This is a genomic window from Pseudomonas rubra (assembly GCF_028656935.1).
GTDB lineage: Bacteria > Pseudomonadota > Gammaproteobacteria > Pseudomonadales > Pseudomonadaceae > Aquipseudomonas > Aquipseudomonas rubra.
The window spans coordinates 41,326-58,883 of the sequence record NZ_JAMDGZ010000058.1; the positions used below are offsets into that span (position 1 = coordinate 41,326).

The window sequence follows — 17,558 nt, forward strand, 5'->3', positions numbered from 1 at the left end:
GTTATAATTCCCGCCATCTGCTAAACCGACAGGCTGTATCCCCTTGGAAATCATTGATAACGCCGCTGCCGAAGCGGCGGCCGAAGGCTTCTTTCGCATTGCTCTGGGCGTTGAGTACAAAGGTTCGCGCTATCGCGGCTGGCAGCGCCAGGCCAGTGGCGTGGCGAGCGTGCAGCAAACCCTGGAAGAAGCTTTGTCGCGGGTCGCTGATTCGCCGGTCATCGTGCAGTGTGCCGGGCGCACCGATGCTGGCGTGCACGCTTGCGGCCAGGTGGTGCATTTCGACACCCAGGCGGTACGCAGCATGAAGGGCTGGACCATGGGCGCCAATATCAACTTGCCCCATGACATCAGCGTGTCCTGGGCCAAGCAAATGCCCGCGCACTTTCATGCGCGCTTCAAGGCCATTGCCCGGCGTTACCGCTACGTGATCTACAACGACCAGATCCGTCCGGCGCACCTGGGCGAAGAGGTGACCTGGAATCACCGACCGCTGGATGTCGAGCGCATGGCCCTGGCCGCCGAGTACCTGGTCGGCACCCATGATTTCAGCGCCTTTCGCGCCGGCCAGTGCCAGGCCAAGTCACCGGTCAAGAACCTTCATCACCTGCGGGTCAGCCGCCACGGCCGGATGATCGTACTCGACATTCGCGCCAGTGCCTTCCTCCACCACATGGTGCGCAACATTGCCGGTGTGCTGATGACCATCGGCGCTGGCGAACGTCCACCGGAGTGGGCGCTGCAGGTGCTGGAAAGTCGCGATCGGCGCGCCGGTGGTGTGACGGCGCATCCGTACGGGCTGTACCTGGTGCAGGTCGAGTACCACGACGAGTTCGAACTGCCCCAGCGTTACATCGGCCCACACTTCATCACCGGCTACGAGACATTGACGGGCTGACGGCCCGCAAGCCATTTGCTAACATCCGGGACTTTCCGCTTTCTGCTGAGGTTCACAGCTCATGAGCGCCGTTCGCAGCAAAATCTGCGGCATTACCCGCATCGAGGATGCGCTGGCCGCAGCCGAGGCGGGTGCCGACGCCATCGGTCTGGTGTTCTATGCCAAAAGCCCGCGGGCGGTCGATGTGCAGCAGGCGCGGGCGATCATTGCCGCACTGCCGCCGTTTGTCACCACCGTGGGCCTGTTCGTCAACGCCAGCCGTTGCGAGCTGACGGAAATCCTCGAAGCAGTGCCGCTGGACCTGCTGCAGTTCCATGGCGATGAAACCCCGGCCGAATGTACAGGTTTCAACCGCCCCTGGATCAAGGCGTTGCGCGTGCGCCCGGGCGACGACCTGGAAGCCAGTTGCAAGCTTTACAGCGGTGCCAGCGGCATTTTGCTCGATACCTACGTGGCTGGCGTGCCAGGCGGTACCGGCGAGGCCTTTGACTGGTCGCTGGTACCAAAGCACCTGAGCAAGCCAATCATCCTTGCTGGCGGTCTGTCGCCTGGCAACGTGGCCCAGGCTATCGGGCAGGTGCGGCCGTACGCGGTGGATGTCAGCGGGGGCGTGGAGCAGGCCAAGGGCATCAAGGATCCGGCGCGGATCGAGGCATTCATCCGTGCGGTCAAGCAGGCGTGAAGTGGTTGAATGCTGCGGATGTGACGGCTGGCCGCGCGCCATCGTCCATAGCTTTCGCAGCCCGGTGCTGCCGGATCGCGCCCATGGGTCGGTCGAAATTACCGGGTGACGCCTCAGGCGTCGCCCTAACAGGTTGACGAGGGTGCGCTATCGGGGTGGCTCGCTGCAGGCGGGCGCCGGAGCCGGGCCCTCATCGCGTCATACACGAATTGAGCTCAAGGGCATACGCGCGAGCTGGCAGCCATAGTCTGCCGGTCGCCGCTACTGGAGAAAGAAAGCATGAGCAACTGGTTAGTAGACAAACTGATCCCTTCGATCATGCGTTCCGAGGTGAAGAAGAGTTCGGTCCCTGAAGGTCTGTGGCACAAGTGCCCGTCCTGCGAGGCTGTGCTGTATCGCCCGGAGCTGGAAAAGACCCTGGATGTCTGCCCTAAGTGCAACCATCACATGCGTATCGGCGCCCGCGCGCGCATCGATATCTTCCTTGACGCCGAAGGCCGCGCCGAGCTGGGCGCCGACCTTGAGCCGGTCGACCGCCTGAAGTTTCGCGATGGCAAGAAGTACAAGGACCGCCTGACCGCGGCCCAGAAGCAGACCGGTGAGAAAGACGCACTGATTTCCATGAGCGGTACCCTGCTGGGCATGCCGATCGTGGTCAGCGCCTTCGAGTTCTCGTTCATGGGTGGTTCCATGGGTGCCATCGTCGGTGAGCGTTTTGTGCGCGCCGCCAACTATGCCCTGGAAAACCACTGCCCGATGGTCTGCTTTTCGGCCTCCGGTGGTGCGCGCATGCAGGAAGCGCTGATCTCGCTGATGCAGATGGCCAAGACCTCGGCGGTGCTGGCGCGCCTGCGCGAAGAAGGCATCCCGTTCATCTCGGTATTGACCGACCCGGTCTACGGCGGCGTTTCCGCAAGCCTGGCAATGCTCGGCGACGTCATCGTCGGTGAGCCCAAGGCGCTGATCGGCTTCGCCGGCCCGCGCGTGATCGAGCAGACCGTACGTGAGAAACTGCCAGAAGGCTTCCAGCGCAGCGAGTTCCTGCTGGAGCACGGCGCCATCGACATGATCATCCCGCGTCAGGAGCTGCGTCAGCGCCTGGGCAACCTGCTGGCACAGATGATGGGCCTGCCGACGCCGACATTCGTCGCACCGGTCCTTGAGCCGATCGTCGTGCCGCCGGCGCCTGCCACCGTATGACCCAACGTACCCTTGGCGACTGGCTCGCCTACCTCGAGCAGTTGCATCCGTCGACCATCGACATGGGCCTTGCGCGTTCGCAACAGGTCGCTGCGCGGCTCGGGCTGGGCCAGCCGGCGCCACGGGTAATCACCGTGACCGGTACCAACGGCAAGGGTTCGACCTGCGCCTTCATTGCCGCGTTGCTGCGTGCTCAGGGTCTCAAGGTCGGCGTCTACAGTTCGCCGCACCTGTTGCGTTACAACGAACGGGTGCAGATCAATGGTGCTGAAGCCGCTGATGAGCAACTGTGCGAAGCCTTTGCTGCCGTTGAGGCCGCTCGCGGCGAAATATCCCTGACCTATTTCGAAGCCGGCACCCTGGCGGCGCTCTGGTTGTTCAAGCAGGCGGCGCTCGACGCCGTGGTGCTTGAGGTCGGCTTGGGCGGGCGCCTGGATACGGTCAATATCGTCGATGCCGACCTGGCGCTGGTTACCAGCATCGGCGTCGATCATGTCGATTACCTGGGCGATACCCGCGAGTTGGTGGCCTTCGAGAAGGCCGGGATCTTCCGCCAGGGCAAACCTGCACTGTGCGGGGACCTGAATCCACCTCAGCCGCTGCTCGACAAGGCCAACGAACTGGGCTGCCCGTTCTTCTTGCGCGGTCGTGACTTCGACCTTGCCAGCACCGACCAGTACTGGCAGTGGCGGGGCGTTGACAGCCGCGGGCAGGTAGTCGAGCTGCACGACCTGCCGCTGCTCGACCTGCCGATGGAAAACGCCGCCCTGGCGCTGCAGGCTTACCTGCTGCTCGACCTGCCGTGGAATGCCGGGCACATCGCCGAGGCCCTGCGCAGCACGCGCATGGTCGGCCGCCTTGATCGTCGGGCTTTCACCTGGCAAGGCAAAGCCTTGACTATCCTCATGGATGTCGGGCACAACCCGCACGCTGCCGAGTACCTGGCTCTGCGCCTGGCCGCCCGGCCGGTGTCGGGCAAGCGCCTGGCGGTGTTCGGTTTGCTGGCTGACAAGGACCTTGCGGGGGTGATCGAGCCACTGCAGCAACAGGTCAAGGACTGGGCCGTGGCGCCGCTGGATACCGCTCGCAGCCGGCCAGCCAACGAGCTGGAGGCGGCGCTGACGAACCTTGGCGCTGCAGTGCAGTCTTACGCCAGTGTTGCGCAGGCCCTGGAAGGGCAGTGCGAGCAGGCAACGGCGGATGACGAAATCCTGCTGTTCGGATCATTTTTCTGTGTCGGCGAAGCCTTGCAGTGGCTCGACCGGCAGGCCACGGAGGACGGGGCAAATGGCATTGCTGGATAAAGTGGTCAAGCAACGCATGGTCGGTGCGCTGGTGCTGGTGGCGCTGGCGGTGATTTTCCTGCCGATGCTGTTCTCCCGCGAGGACGAAATGCGCCAGGTGCGTGTCGAAGCCCCCGAGGCACCGGCCGCACCGACCCTGCCGCAAGTGCAGATGGAGCCGGTGCAGGTGCCGGAACCCCAGGTCTTGCCTGAGGAGCCGGTGGTCGTCGAGCAGCCTGCTGCAGCGTTGCAGGCGCCCAGCGCGCCGATTGCCCCGGCGCCAAGCGCCACACCGCTGCCGACGCCAGTCCCGGCCCCGGCAGCACCGGTTGTCGCGGCAAAACCGGCCGCGCCAGCGCCAGCCAAGGTGGAAGCCAAACCGGCGGCCAAGCCGGCAGTGAGCAAGATCGACGCCAACGGCCTGCCGGTCAGTTGGTCGATCCAGATGGCCAGCCTGGCCAACCGCGCCAGTGCCGACAACCTGCAGAAAACCCTGCGCAGCCAGGGTTACAACGCCTATATCCGTTCGGCCGAAGGCATGAACCGGGTGTATGTCGGGCCGTTGATCGAGCGCGCCGAGGCCGAGCGCCTGCGTGATGTGATCAACCGCCAGCAGAAGCTCAAGGGCTTTGTCGTACGCTTCCAGCCCGAGCGCAGCTGAATCCTTGCCGCCCGGCCCGCACCGGGCGGTAAATCACTGCTTACCGACAGCCCGTTGCTCTGGTAAAATGCGCCGCCTTATCCGTTTGCAGGCAACACTGTGGCATTTACCTGGGTCGACTGGGCGATTCTCGCGATTATCGCCATTTCTTCGCTGATCAGTCTCAAGCGCGGCTTCGTCAAAGAGGCCTTGTCGCTGCTTACCTGGATCATCGCCGGTGCCGTGGCCTGGATGTTCGGTGGCTCGCTGTCGCAGTACCTGGAACCTTATATCCAGACGCCTTCGGCCCGGGTCATTGGCGGATGCGCCATTCTTTTCGTCGCCACCCTGCTGGTGGGGGCCATGATCAACTTTCTCATCGGCGAGCTGATTCGCGTCACCGGGTTGTCCGGGACCGATCGCTTCCTGGGCATGGCCTTTGGCGCCGCCCGCGGGGCCTTGCTGGTGGTTGTGGCGGTCGGGCTGTTGAGCCTGGGGCCGGTACAACAGGATCCGTGGTGGCAGGAGTCTCGCCTCCTGCCACAATTTCTATTGGTGGCTGACTGGTCGAAAAACCTCATTCTGGGGTTCACCAGTCAGTGGCTAGCCAGCGGGATCAGCGCACCGGCTGATCTCCCGTTCCAGGAACAGCTGCTGGGGCCCAAAACGCCTTGAGCGCTGTTCAGTCCAGTTTCATTAAGTAGGGGTTGCGTCGCATGTGTGGCATCGTCGGTATCGTCGGTAAGTCGAACGTCAATCAGGCGCTGTATGACGCGCTAACCGTCCTCCAGCATCGCGGCCAGGACGCTGCCGGTATTGTGACCAGCCATGATGGCCGGTTATTCCTGCGCAAGGACAACGGCCTGGTCCGTGATGTGTTCCAGCAGCGCCATATGCAGCGCCTGGTCGGTCACATGGGTATCGGCCACGTGCGTTACCCAACTGCGGGCAGCTCGACCTCGGCCGAGGCCCAGCCGTTCTACGTCAACTCGCCCTACGGCATCACCCTGGCGCACAACGGCAACCTGACCAACGTCGAACAGTTGGCCAAGGAAATCTACGAGTCCGACCTGCGCCACGTCAACACCAGCTCCGACTCCGAAGTGCTGCTCAACGTCTTCGCCCATGAGCTGGCGGTGCGTGGCAAGCTGCAACCGACCGAAGAAGACGTGTTCGCCGCAGTCACTGACGTGCACAACCGTTGCGTCGGCGGTTACGCCGTGGTGGCGATGATCACCGGCTACGGTATCGTCGGTTTCCGCGACCCTAACGGCATCCGTCCGATCGTGTTCGGCCAGCGTCACACCGACGAAGGCGTCGAGTACATGATCGCTTCCGAAAGCGTGTCCCTGGACGTGCTGGGCTTTACCCTGATCCGTGACCTGGCGCCGGGTGAAGCGGTGTACATCACTGAAGAGGGCAAGCTGCATACCCGTCAGTGCGCGACCAACCCGAACCTGTCGCCGTGCATCTTCGAACACGTTTACCTGGCCCGTCCTGACTCGATCATCGATGGCGTCTCGGTGTACAAGGCGCGCCTGCGCATGGGCGAGAAACTCGCCGAGAAGATCCTGCGCGAGCGCCCGGAGCATGACATCGACGTGGTCATCCCGATTCCTGACACCAGCCGCACCGCAGCGCTGGAACTGGCCAACCACCTGGGCGTCAAGTTCCGCGAAGGCTTCGTCAAGAACCGCTATATCGGCCGTACCTTCATCATGCCCGGCCAGGCCGCGCGCAAGAAATCGGTACGTCAGAAACTCAACGCCATCGAGCTGGAGTTCCGCGGCAAGAACGTGATGCTGGTGGACGACTCGATCGTGCGCGGCACCACCTGCAAGCAGATCATCCAGATGGCCCGCGAAGCCGGTGCGAAAAACGTCTACTTCTGCTCGGCCGCCCCGGCAGTACGCTTCCCTAACGTCTACGGCATCGACATGCCAAGCGCCCACGAGCTGATCGCGCACAACCGCAGCACCCAGGATGTCGCCGAACTGATCGGCGCCGACTGGCTGGTCTACCAGGACCTGCCGGACCTGATCGAAGCGGTCGGCGGTGGCAAGATCAAGATCGAGCATTTCGATTGCGCGGTGTTCGACGGCAAGTACGTCACCGGCGACATCGACGAAGCCTACCTGGACAGGATCGAGCAGGCGCGCAACGACGCCTCCAAGGTCAAGAACCAGGCGGTCAGCGCGATCATCGACCTCTACAACAACTGAGTTAGGAGCAGCGGCATGACACAGGAATGGGATGCCGGGCGCCTGGACAGCGACCTTGAAGGGGTCGCTTTCGATACGCTGGCGGTACGCGCCGGCCAGCATCGCACGCCGGAAGGTGAGCACAGCGATCCGCTGTTCTTCACCTCCAGCTACGTGTTCCGTACGGCGGCCGATGCCGCCGCGCGGTTCGCCGGTGATGTTCCAGGCAACGTCTATTCACGCTACACCAACCCGACCGTGCGCGCCTTCGAAGAGCGCATCGCCGCCCTTGAAGGCGCCGAGCAGGCAGTTGCCACCTCCACCGGCATGTCGGCGATCCTCTCGACGGTCATGGCCTTGTGCAGCGCGGGCGACCACGTACTGGTTTCGCAGAGCGTGTTCGGTTCGACCATCAGCCTGTTCGAGAAGTACTTCAAGCGCTTTGGCGTGCAGGTCGACTACGTGCCGCTGACCGATCTGGCCGGCTGGGACCAGGCGATCAAGGCCAACACCAAGCTGCTGTTCGTCGAATCACCGTCCAACCCGCTGGCCGAACTGGTCGATATCGCCGCCCTGGCCGAGATCGCCCATGCCAAGGGCGCGCAACTGGTGGTCGACAACTGCTTCAGCACCCCGGCCTTGCAGCAGCCTTTGAAGCTGGGCGCCGACATCGTCGTGCACTCGGCTACCAAGTTCATCGACGGCCAAGGCCGTTGCATGGGCGGTGTGGTGGCCGGGCGCAGCGAGCAGATGAAAGAAGTGGTGGGTTTTCTGCGCACCGCCGGGCCGTCGCTGAGCCCGTTCAACGCCTGGATCTTCCTCAAGGGCCTGGAGACCCTCAACCTGCGCATGCGCGCCCATTGCGCCAACGCCCAGGCCCTGGCCGCGTGGCTGGAGCAGCAGGACGGCATCGACAAGGTGCATTACGCAGGCCTTGAGAGTCATCCGCAGCATGCGCTGGCCAAGCAGCAGATGAGCGGCTTCGGCGCGGTGGTGAGCTTCGAGGTCAAGGGCGGCAAAGAGGGCGCCTGGCGCTTCATCGACGCCACCCGGTTGATTTCGATCACCGCCAACCTGGGTGACAGCAAGACCACCATCACCCACCCGGCGACCACCTCCCACGGCCGTCTGTCGCCGCAGGAGCGTGAGGCTGCCGGTATTCGCGACAGCCTGATCCGGGTTGCCGTGGGTCTGGAAGACGTGGCTGACCTCAAGGCCGACCTGGCCCGCGGGCTGGCGGCGCTGTGATCGACTGGTCGGTGGGCGACAGCAGCCATAACGGCCGCGTCGCCCTGGTCACTGGCGCGGCGCGGGGCATTGGCCTGGGCATTGCCGCCTGGTTGATCAGCGAAGGCTGGCAGGTGGTGCTCACCGACCTTGACCGTGCCCGCGGCGCGAAGGTGGCCAAGGTGCTCGGCGACAACGCCTGGTTTGTCGGCATGGATGTCGCCGACGAGAGCCAGGTGATGACCGGGGTTGCCCAAGTGCTGGGCCAGTTTGGCCGGCTCGACGCTCTGGTGTGCAACGCGGCAATTGCCGACCCGCACAACACCACCCTCGAAAGCCTGAGCCTTGCGCACTGGAACCGGGTGCTGGCGGTCAACCTCGGCGGCCCGATGCTGCTGGCCAAGCACTGTGCACCGTACCTGCGTGCCCATTGCGGGGCGATCGTCAACCTGGCGTCCACCCGCGCCGGGCAGTCGGAACCTGACACCGAAGCGTATGCCGCGAGCAAGGGCGGGCTGCTGGCCCTGACCCATGCCCTGGCCATGAGCCTGGGCCCGGAGATTCGCGTCAATGCGGTAAGCCCTGGCTGGATCGATGCCCGTGATCCTGCTCAGCGCCGTGCCGAGCCTCTGACCGAGGCCGATCATGCCCAGCATCCTGCGGGCAGGGTAGGGACGGTAGAGGACGTGGCGGCGATGGTGGCCTGGCTGCTGTCGCGCAATGCCGGCTTCGTCACTGGCCAGGAATTCGTGGTCGACGGCGGCATGACCAAGAAGATGATCTACAAGTAACACTGCTTTTTTTGCCCTTTTTGAAAAAAACTTCAATGGGGGTATTGACTTAGGTTCGATACCTGCGTAAATTTCGCCACCTCAGCGAAGCACACGGGTGATTAGCTCAGCCGGGAGAGCATCTGCCTTACAAGCAGAGGGTCGGCGGTTCGATCCCGTCATCACCCACCACTTCCTGAGATGTTCCTGGTTCGACATGTTCGCAAGAAGGTGTCACCTGAGAGGAACCGGACGATAGTCCACACTGCGCGGCGGTAGTTCAGTCGGTTAGAATACCGGCCTGTCACGCCGGGGGTCGCGGGTTCGAGTCCCGTCCGCCGCGCCATTTTTCTCCAGATCGGTTTAACGACCGGTTTGAGGTTCCAAGGCTGAACAGCCTTGAAGCCAGATCCCAGTTTCAAGCGGGCGCAAGCCTGTACGATACGCAGCGGTAGTTCAGTCGGTTAGAATACCGGCCTGTCACGCCGGGGGTCGCGGGTTCGAGTCCCGTCCGCTGCGCCATCTTAGCTTCGAGGCCCTTGAACTCCTCGAAGCAGCAAAGAGAGCGACCTTAGGTTGCTTTTTTTGTGCCCGGGTTTGCAGCCTTTGCGCAGCCCGGGTGAGCACGACACGCAGCGGTAGTTCAGTCGGTTAGAATACCGGCCTGTCACGCCGGGGGTCGCGGGTTCGAGTCCCGTCCGCTGCGCCATATTGCAACACCAAGAAAAGCGACCTTCGGGTCGCTTTTTTTGTGCCTGTGTTTCTGGCGGCGTACAGCCCTGTGGGAGCTGGCTTGCCAGCGATGAGGCCCACATGAACAACACCTATCCCCCGCAACGGTTATGCTAGAGCCTCCAGTCTTCCACTGAGGTTCAGGATGAACAATCTTCAAGACTCGATCGCGGTAATCACCGGTGCTGGACGCGGCCTGGGTGCAGCCCTGGCTATCTGCCTGGCTGACGCCGGTTGCAAGGTGGTGCTCTGTGGCCGCAACGAGGCGGCTCTGGCCCAAGTCGCTGCCACCATCGAAACCCGCACCGCTCAATTACCGACCATAGTCCAGGTCGATCTCGCCGACAGCGCGAGCGTCACCCGCGCCACGCACACCATCAGCCAACGCTTTCCCACCGTCGACCTGTTGATCAACAACGGCGCCATGTGGCTGGAACAAAGCGAGCAAGGCTATTCCCCTGAAGATGTTCACGGCGTAATCAACGCCGCAGTCACCGGTACCTACCTCTTCACCCAGGGCCTGCTGGCGTCCCTGGGCCGCTCCCAGCGTCCGGACATCGTCACCATTGGCTCGATCAGTGCCTTGCCCAACGCCGCCTTGCACAGCGTCTCAGTGCCGTTCTACGCCGCCAAGCATGCCCAGCGAGCGCTGGCCGAGGGTTTGCGCCAGCAACTGGCGGGCACGCCGATCCGCTCGCTGTGCGTGCACCCGCCATACCTGGACGATATCTCGCCGACTGAACCGGCCTGGGAGGCGGCTGCCCAGCGGCAAAAGGGCGAGCGCGGCAGCAACCGTGACGTGGTCGAGGCGGTGCTGTTTGCAGTGACCCGGCCACGGCACATAAGCCTGTCGTCGATCGTGATCGACAGCGACGACGGCGGCTTGTTCGGCTGATCCATAGCTCAAACCCGAAAGCGCGCCACCAGCTGTTGCAGCTCGCTGCCCAGGCGCGCCAGTTGCACCGATGAGGCGGCAGTCTGTTGTGAAGCGGTCGATGACTGTTCGGCCACATCACGCACGCTGAGCACGCTGCGGTTGATCGATTCGGCCACCGCGCTCTGCTGTTCGGCGGCTGTGGCGATCTGCAGGTTCATGGCCTGGATGCTGGTCACGGTGCGGGTAATGGCCTGCAGCTCGATTCCGGCCTGGTTGGCCAGCGCTACGGTGCCGTCGACCTGCTGCTGGTTGTTGAGCATCATCTCGGCGGCCTTTTGCGCGCCCTGTTGCAAGGAGACGATCAGCGCCTCGATCTGCGCAGTCGACTGCTGAGTTCGTTGCGCCAGCCCGCGCACCTCATCGGCGACCACGGCAAAACCGCGGCCGGCCTCGCCAGCCCGCGCCGCTTCGATGGCGGCGTTGAGGGCCAAAAGGTTGGTCTGCTCGGCGATGGCGTTGATCACCGTCATCACGGTGCCAATACGCTCGCTTTCTTCAGACAGCTGGCTGACCGCGCTGGCCGAGCTGCCGATGTCATTGGCCAACTGGCCGATCTGGCCCAGGGCCTGCTGCACCACGCGGTTGCCCTGTTTGGCCTGGCTGTCGGCCTGGCGCGTGGCTTGGTTGGCTTCTTCGGCGTTACGCGCAACTTCCTGAACGGTGGCGACCATCTCGCTCATGGCCGTGGCCACCTGGTCGGTTTCGACCTTCTGGCTGCTGATGCCGGCGCTGGTCTGTTCGGTGATGGTCGACAGTTGTTCGGCGGCGCTCGACAGCTGGCGGGTAACCTGTCCGGCCTGGCCGAGCATGTCGCGCAGATTGTGACTGCTTTGCGCCAGGGCCTGGAGCAGTTGGCCAAATTCGTCGCGGCGTGGCTCGCCGGCTGTGGCGGTCAGGTCGCCTTCGCCAATGCGCCGGGCAATCTCCACGGCCTGGCGCAGGGGGTGGGTGACCTGGCGGATGATCAGGGCACTGATCAGCACGCCCAGCACCAGGGCAGTGAACAGTAAGGCGAGCATCAGGCTGCGGCTGTGGCTGGATTCCTCGGTGCTCTTCTGGTTTTGCAGGGTAATCAATTGGTTGATTGCCTCCAGGCCCCGGTACAGGTTGTCCAGCAGTTGGTCGTGCAAACGGGTCTGTAGTTGGGCGCCACTGGTGGCCGCTCTGAGTTGCTCGAACTGGTCCAGGTACTGCTTGAGCCCCTCGCCAGTGGCCTTGAGCAGGCGCTGTGAGTCGGTGTCTGTCAGGGCGGCCAGGTTTTCCTCGATCAACCGGCTGGCCTCCTGGTGGGCATGGATCAGTTGGCCGACGAAGGTGCCTTCGCGGCGTTGCTCGAAGCTCAGTTGAGCGGCGCGCATCTCATTGAGGTTGTCGAGGATGTAATTCACCGACACCAGGCGCTCAGCCCGTTGGGTCAAGGTGTTCAGGCTGCTGATGGCGGTGATGGCAAGCAATGCCATCAGCAGCAGAATGGGCGAAAAGCCAAGCAACAACTTGATCTTCACAGAGAGGTTTTTCACTGCGGCAACTCCTGTCGGCATGGGGGAGTGAGTGATGGCTAGTTGCCAGCGTAGTCGCAGGGTGGGCAAGACAAAAGTCGGATGAATCCGATTGGAAAGTAGGGTTTGAGTGAACGAAGCGTGGGTCTATCGATCAGTGGTCAGCGCCCGCCCTCAGGGAGGATTTCCAGGTCCCTGGATGAATTTTCTGCGATGATTGACAGCCTACGGTTTCAGCATTCCGTCGATGTGTTGCACAATAGGCACCGATCGTTTTCCTCAGGATTTGCAATGTCAAAGTCAACCGTCTGCAGTGCGCTCGGGCTGGCCCTTGTGCTGGCGGGTGTTTCCGGCTGTTCTTCGAAGAAGGCCGCCATTTACGAACACGAGAATTTCGACGACTCGGGTACTTTCTCGCGCAGCTTTGCGGTGAGTGAAGCCGGTACCTGCGAAGCCGCGCGCCGCGCCTTGCTCAGCCAGGGCTACATCATCACCAGCAGCGACGCCGGCCAGGTCAATGGCAACAAGAGCTTTCAGCAAACCGGCGATGCGCACCTGCAAATCAGCTTCAACGTGGTGTGCGCCCGTGACAGCGGCGACGAGCAGCGCTCGACCATGTTCGCCAACGCCCTGCAGGACCGCTACGCGCTGAAAAAATCCAACACCTCGGCCAGTCTCGGCGTAGGGGTACTGGGTTCGGTGTCGATGCCGATCGGCTCCAGCGACGATTCGATGGTCAAGGTGGCTAGCGAGACTGTTACTTCGGCCAAGTTCTACGAGCGTTACTTCGCCCTGGTCGAAAGCTTCCTGCCCAAGGAAGACAAGAAAAAGGCCGAATCCAAGCCTGCGGCCAAGCCGGCAGTGGAGCTGGGTGTGCCGGAGGCTGCGCCAGCAGCGGCCCTGGCGCCGACCCCCGCCCAGGAGGCCCCTGCGGCTGCGGTACCAGTCAGCGAGCCTGCTTCGGCCCCGGCTGGCGAGGTACCTGCCGCGCCCGTGGTGGATGACAGCAGCGGCTCGCAGCCAGTGCCGCCACCGGCAGAGGCTGCGCCGATCAGCGTCCAGGACAGCACCACGCCAGCAGCCGTCGAGCCGACGCCAAGCGCTACCCCGGCAGCACCAGCCGACAGCACTGTGCAGGCGCCGCTGTAAATCCTCCAGGGTCTGCTACGTTGTTTTGATAAGCGTCATTGTCATTTTTCTTTCATCACGGCACTTTAGGCTCGTTGACGAATCAATGACATGAATGAGAAACGACGGAGCAGATGATGGACGACTATCAAGAAGAACTACTCGAATACCGCGCCAGTGAGCTCGACCCGGTCGAACCCGCCGAAGACGCCACCGAGCTGTAATCAGCCGGTACGCCGCTGACTGCGGCGAAATTCACCTGGGGTGATGCCGCTCCAGCGCTTGAAGGCGCGTTGAAAGGCCTCGGCCGAGGCAAATCCGAGCAAGTAGGCTATTTCGCCAAAGGCCAGCTCCGTGTCGCGGATGTAGGTCATGGCCAGGTCACGGCGGGTGTCGTTGAGGATCGCGCGAAACTGCGTGCCTTCCTCGGCCAGCTTGCGCCGCAGGGTCCAGGTCGGCAACTGCAGGTGCCTGGCCACTTCCTCCAGATCCGGTTCCCGCCCTCCGTTAAGCAACGGCCCCAGCAGGTGGGCAATGCGCTCGCCCAGGCTGCGGATTCGCGTGCGCTGTTCAAGCTCTGCCTCACACAGTTGCAACAGGTGCTGCCAGGTGCTCGGGCAGTGCGCCGGGTTGCGCAACGCAAGGCTCGCACGGCTGAGGCGTATCTGGTTGGTCTGCGCGGCAAATTGTACCGGGGTGTTGCTTAAGGCCTGGTACTGGGCGGCGTAGGTGGGTGCCTCAAACTCGATCTCGACTCGCTCGGCCAGCAGGGTTTGCCCGGCCAAGCTCGACAACTGGGCCAGCCAGCCGGCCAGCAGCGAATCCACCACAAAGCGGTTGTAGGCGTTGTACGGGCTGATCGAATAGAACCGCAGCCAGGCGCCGCCGCTGTCTTCATGAACGCTTGAGTGCCCCCGGTAGTTGGCGGCATACAGCGGCTCAAAGCGCAGCAGGGTGCGCGCCGCATCGCCCACCGTCGGCGCTTGCGCCGCAGTGACGCCGGCCAGGCCGGCCTGGCTCAGGCGGCTGATGCGGCCCATGTGCAGCCCCAGCGCCGGGTCGGCGGTCAGTTCGATGGCGGCATGGCCCAGGTGCATGTAGCGCGGGATCGACAGGCGTGCGCCCGCTTCGGCCAGGCGCGCCGGGTCCAGGCCATAGCGCTCGAGCAAGGGGGCTGGATCGATTGCACGTTGTTGCAGGGTTTCACTCAGTGGCTGGATAAAGCCGACCGACAGGTCGCCCAGGCGCACGCGGGGGCGGTTCATGGCCTACAACCAGACATTGAGCAGGCGTGCGCCCGGGCTGGCAGTGCCGGCGAAGTTCACCCCGTTGAGCTGAGCAAAGCCCTGGCCATCGGCGGCCTCATCCCAGAAGCGTCCGCGCAGGAACACACTCATGCTGCTGACCCTGGCGGCATTGGCATCCAGGGTCAGGCGTTGCCAGGCATCATGCTCGCTGACCTGGCCGGGTTTGAGCGCAAGCGAGGAGGCCAGCGGTTGATGGCGGTTGCCGCGCCACGGCGCGTTCCAGCTGTCGTGACCGCTGAGAAACACTGGGTTGGCGACGATCTGGGCGAACTGGTTGACCAGTTGCTGCTGGTTGCTCGGGTACCAGCTGTCGCTGCCAACCAGCACGCCGAGGCGCCCGGCAGGGGTTTGCAGCACTTGTGGGGGCTGATCGGTGCCGCTGCTGATAAAACGCCGTACCTCGCTGTCCGGGTGCTGCTGACGCTGTGGCTGGCCAAGCACCGAACCGTCGCTGGCAAACACCAGGCTGGCGTTGTACAGGGCGCCGGAGCCGATGCGCAGGGTGCCGCGCTCAACGTAGGGTTCAGGCAGGACAATGGAACCGGCCACCAGGGTCACGCCAAACTCCTTGGCCAGGCCACCGAACAATTGCTGGTAGTCCTCGGCCATCTGCCCGGCTTTCATCCGCAGGTGGGCATCGGCGCGCCGGTCGTCACCCTCGGCGCCGAGCATGGCCAGGCCGTAGCGCAGCGGGTTGCTCAGTTCCAGCCATTGCAGGGCTTCGCGCTGTTGGGTGACCTGGTACAGCTCGTTTTTCTCGCCACGGGCCCACAGCCAGGTGCCGATGTGCTCGGGCAGGATGACAATGGTCTTGGCATTGATCAGGCCCTGGGCTCGGGCGTGCTCAAGGTAGGCGGCGAGCTTGCGGTGCAAGCGTTGCAGGCTCTGGTAGTCGCCGGGATACAGCTGCGGCTCGACCCCCAGCAGGTTGCCGTGATCGGCCGGCACGCCTTCGCTCAGGGCCAGCTCGATGCGCAGGTCCGACAGGTAGTGCCCGGCCGGGCGCTGTTCGGTCCAGAACCCGTAGCCACTCAGGGCGGCAATGACAACCAGCGCCAGGGCGCTTAACAGAAGTTTTCGCATGGCTGGGAATTTTACTGAGATTTGCCATAGCAATACAGCAAATCAAGGGTTTAGTGCAGCTTTTCTCCCGTTGTCTTTCACCAGGTGGCCCTGTACGAGCCGCAAGGGTGGTGATAGCGATTGAATCGCAAACAGCGGTTTTTGCGTGTGTCGAACCCGGCGCAACCCCTGGGAATATTGTGGGAAGCAGAGAGTGATGCTATTTTGCCATCAATTTTTTCGATGGATCGAACATGCACCCCGTATTTCCAGGGACGCGGTTTTTGCCTGGCCTATTTGTTTTAAGCGCACTGCTGACAAGCACCGTCCACGCCGCACCATTGACTTCCCCGGGTGACCAGGACCTGATACGTGAGCGTCAGGACCGCCTGCTCGAAGAGCAGCGCCGCCGTCTTGAAGAACTCAAGGACCTGCCTGGCAAGCCTGCCGCCCCCGTCACGCCTGCAGCCCCTGCCGACAGCCGTTGCTTTGTCATCAAGCAGATCGAGCTAAAGGGTGCCGACTCTCTTTCGGTCACCGCGCGTGAGCGCCTGCTGCAGCCTTACATCGGCCAGTGCCTGGGTGTAGCCCAGCTCAATGAGCTGCTCAAGGTCATCACCGATCACTACCTCGAAAAAGGCCTGGTCACCAGTCGCGCCTACCTGCCACAACAGGACCTTTCAACCGGGCATTTGCAGGTGTTGGTGGTTGAAGGCCGCCTTGAAGGCCTGAAGGGCGCCGAGGGCAGTGGGCTGTCCAGTCGCGAGCTGGCCATGACCTTTCCAGGCAAGACGGGCGAGCTACTCAATCTGCGTGATATCGAGCAACTGGTGGATCAACTCAACCGCTTGCCATCGAACCAGGCGCAGATGGAGTTGGCACCTGGCACGGCGGTGGGCGGCAGCCAGGTACTGGTCAAGAACACGCCGAAGAAGCCTTGGCGTGCTGGCCTGTGGCGCAGCAACGAAGGCCAGAAAAGCACCGGTGAGCAGCAGTGGGGCAGCAGCTTTGAATGGGACAGCCCCCTGGGCCTGGCAGACCAGTTGCTGCTGCGCGGAGGGCGTGACGCGGTCAGTGATCACCAGCGCATTTCCCATAACGAGATGCTCAATTACAACCTGCCGCTGGGCTGGTGGAACTTCAACTACAACTTCAACCAGAGTCGCTATCGCTCCCAGGGCGAGGTCAACGGCTTTGGTTTCAAGCAGAGCGGTGACAGCCAGAGCCACCAACTGCGCGCTGAACGGGTGGTCCACCGGGACGCCCTGAGCAAGACTTCCCTGAACGCCGGTCTTTCGCACCTGCGCACCAACAACTACATCGAGAAGAGCCGGCTGGGTGTCAGCAGCAACCGATTGTCCGAGGTTCAGCTGGGCATCAACCATGGTCGGCGGGTCGCCAATGCCTTCGTCAACCTTGACCTGGGCGTGCAGCAGGGCATCAGCGCCCTGGGTGCTCAGGATCAGGACGAGCGCGGTGTTCGTGGAAGCCGTCAGGCAAACGCTCGCTACCGTAAATACACCGCCACGCTCAGCTACCTGCAGCCGTTCAAGGTGTGGGGCGAGTCGTTGGTGTTCAGCAGCCTGATGACGGGTCAGCGCAGCGAAGACATCCTGTTCAGCCCCCAGCGCATGAGCGTGGGCGGGCTGTCGTCGGTACGGGGCTACAAGGATCAGACCTTGTCCGGCGACAGTGGCGGTTACTGGCGCAATGACCTGCGCTGGAGCCGGGCGGTGACCTGGGACTTACTACGCCCGCTGGTGAGCGAGTATGGCGCCGGTCTGGGCTACGACCAGGGTGTGATCCGTAACGATCGTTACAACGGCGAGGTCCATGGCAGGGCCTCCAGCAACTCCCTGGAACTGTTCACCCGTGGCCAGCACATGGCCGCCAGCGTGACCTTCGCCCATTCCCTGGAGCGCCCGGCGGCCTTGAGCGAGCACGAAGCGCCGATCTACTTCCGCCTGGACTTCTACCTCTAATTTTTTTGCT

General features: G+C 63.1%; 15 protein-coding genes and 4 tRNA genes. 16 read left to right on the forward strand and 3 right to left on the reverse strand.

The genetic code is table 11. The features are described from left to right. Window positions 1-43: 43 nt before the first annotated feature. The 14 genes from truA (at window position 44) to M5G17_RS23535 (ending at window position 10,528) form a co-directional block, all read left to right on the forward strand. Window positions 44-898, forward strand: coding sequence for a tRNA pseudouridine(38-40) synthase TruA (gene truA, locus M5G17_RS23470; protein WP_273895277.1), 855 nt, complete (start codon window positions 44-46; stop codon window positions 896-898). Between the two features lie 61 nt (window positions 899-959). Beyond that, window positions 960-1,580 (forward strand): phosphoribosylanthranilate isomerase, encoded by a 621-nt coding sequence (locus tag M5G17_RS23475; RefSeq protein ID WP_273895278.1) that lies wholly within the window; start codon window positions 960-962, stop codon window positions 1,578-1,580. A gap of 279 nt (window positions 1,581-1,859) precedes the next feature. Next, window positions 1,860-2,780, forward strand: coding sequence for an acetyl-CoA carboxylase, carboxyltransferase subunit beta (accD, locus tag M5G17_RS23480; protein ID WP_273895279.1), 921 nt, complete (start codon window positions 1,860-1,862; stop codon window positions 2,778-2,780). Next, the gene (gene folC, locus M5G17_RS23485) at window positions 2,777-4,084 is read left to right on the forward strand and encodes a bifunctional tetrahydrofolate synthase/dihydrofolate synthase (protein ID WP_273895280.1); all 1,308 of its coding nucleotides are present in this window, start codon (window positions 2,777-2,779) and stop codon (window positions 4,082-4,084) included. Before accD ends, folC begins: the two co-directional genes overlap by 4 nt. Further along, complete coding sequence (locus M5G17_RS23490; RefSeq protein WP_273895281.1) at window positions 4,068-4,724, forward strand: SPOR domain-containing protein; 657 nt, start codon at window positions 4,068-4,070, stop codon at window positions 4,722-4,724. The genes folC and M5G17_RS23490 overlap by 17 nt, the downstream gene beginning before the upstream one ends. Before the next feature lie 99 nt (window positions 4,725-4,823). Then, entirely contained in the window at window positions 4,824-5,378 is a 555-nt protein-coding gene (locus tag M5G17_RS23495; protein WP_273895282.1) for a CvpA family protein, read from the forward strand. A gap of 41 nt (window positions 5,379-5,419) precedes the next feature. Next, entirely contained in the window at window positions 5,420-6,925 is a 1,506-nt protein-coding gene (gene purF / locus M5G17_RS23500; protein ID WP_273895283.1) for an amidophosphoribosyltransferase, read from the forward strand. A gap of 15 nt (window positions 6,926-6,940) precedes the next feature. After that, entirely contained in the window at window positions 6,941-8,152 is a 1,212-nt protein-coding gene (locus M5G17_RS23505; protein ID WP_273895284.1) for an O-succinylhomoserine sulfhydrylase, read from the forward strand. Window positions 8,153-8,163: 11 nt separating this feature from the next. Beyond that, on the forward strand, window positions 8,164-8,922 hold the full coding sequence (locus tag M5G17_RS23510) for an SDR family oxidoreductase (RefSeq protein WP_273895294.1): 759 nt from the start codon (window positions 8,164-8,166) through the stop codon (window positions 8,920-8,922). Window positions 8,923-9,017: 95 nt separating this feature from the next. Beyond that, a tRNA-Val gene (locus tag M5G17_RS23515) sits at window positions 9,018-9,093 on the forward strand. Window positions 9,094-9,170: 77 nt separating this feature from the next. Then, window positions 9,171-9,247, forward strand: a tRNA-Asp gene (locus M5G17_RS23520). 99 nt (window positions 9,248-9,346) lie between these two features. Continuing rightward, window positions 9,347-9,423, forward strand: a tRNA-Asp gene (locus M5G17_RS23525). Window positions 9,424-9,533: 110 nt separating this feature from the next. Then, window positions 9,534-9,610 (forward strand) — tRNA-Asp (locus M5G17_RS23530). Window positions 9,611-9,778: 168 nt separating this feature from the next. After that, the gene (locus M5G17_RS23535) at window positions 9,779-10,528 is read left to right on the forward strand and encodes an SDR family oxidoreductase (RefSeq protein WP_273895285.1); all 750 of its coding nucleotides are present in this window, start codon (window positions 9,779-9,781) and stop codon (window positions 10,526-10,528) included. Window positions 10,529-10,536: 8 nt separating this feature from the next. Here M5G17_RS23535 and M5G17_RS23540 read toward each other — a convergent pair whose 3' ends face one another. Beyond that, entirely contained in the window at window positions 10,537-12,090 is a 1,554-nt protein-coding gene (locus M5G17_RS23540) for a methyl-accepting chemotaxis protein (protein ID WP_337993358.1), read from the reverse strand. Window positions 12,091-12,360: 270 nt separating this feature from the next. Between M5G17_RS23540 and M5G17_RS23545 the strand changes: the two genes are divergently transcribed. Then, the gene (locus tag M5G17_RS23545) at window positions 12,361-13,218 is read left to right on the forward strand and encodes a DUF2242 domain-containing protein (RefSeq protein WP_273895287.1); all 858 of its coding nucleotides are present in this window, start codon (window positions 12,361-12,363) and stop codon (window positions 13,216-13,218) included. A gap of 203 nt (window positions 13,219-13,421) precedes the next feature. On the opposite strand, the gene M5G17_RS23550 is transcribed toward M5G17_RS23545, so the two are convergent. Continuing rightward, on the reverse strand, window positions 13,422-14,462 hold the full coding sequence (locus tag M5G17_RS23550) for an AraC family transcriptional regulator (RefSeq protein WP_273895288.1): 1,041 nt from the start codon (window positions 14,460-14,462) through the stop codon (window positions 13,422-13,424). Window positions 14,463-14,465: 3 nt separating this feature from the next. After that, window positions 14,466-15,587 (reverse strand): nitrilase-related carbon-nitrogen hydrolase, encoded by a 1,122-nt coding sequence (locus M5G17_RS23555; protein WP_273895289.1) that lies wholly within the window; start codon window positions 15,585-15,587, stop codon window positions 14,466-14,468. A gap of 233 nt (window positions 15,588-15,820) precedes the next feature. Between M5G17_RS23555 and M5G17_RS23560 the strand changes: the two genes are divergently transcribed. Then, window positions 15,821-17,548 carry a ShlB/FhaC/HecB family hemolysin secretion/activation protein gene (locus M5G17_RS23560; RefSeq protein ID WP_273895290.1) on the forward strand — a complete coding sequence of 576 codons (1,728 nt, stop codon included), beginning with the start codon at window positions 15,821-15,823 and terminating at the stop codon, window positions 17,546-17,548. Window positions 17,549-17,558 lie beyond the last annotated feature (10 nt).